At 64.8% G+C, this 247-nt stretch carries 1 protein-coding gene; it reads left to right on the forward strand.

Annotated features, from left to right (window positions below; genetic code table 11):
* Positions 1 to 90 precede the first annotated feature (90 nt).
* Positions 91 to 247, forward strand: a 157-nt coding sequence (locus tag IF89_RS44310; RefSeq protein ID WP_158718188.1) for an IS110 family transposase, incomplete at its 3' end; no start/stop codon positions are given.

Raw genomic sequence — 247 nt, forward strand, 5'->3', positions numbered from 1 at the left:
ATTAGGAAGTGCGAACAAGTCGCTGAGTAGAGCAATGCCGGCGAGGTCGTCCGTGGCACGAACAGAACGAAGACGTACGTCAGGAGCACGATGAGCCGGGTATGGGCGGGGATCGACAGCGGCAAGGGCCACCACCACGGCCTCGCCATGGACGCGGATGGCAAGACGCTGCTGTCGCGACGGGTCGCCAACGACGAACCCGAGCTGCTGAAGCTGATCAGCGACGTCCTGGCCCTGGCCGACGGCC

Origin of the sequence: Streptomyces sp. NRRL F-2664, assembly GCF_000719345.1 — a bacterium.
GTDB lineage: Bacteria > Actinomycetota > Actinomycetes > Streptomycetales > Streptomycetaceae > Streptomyces.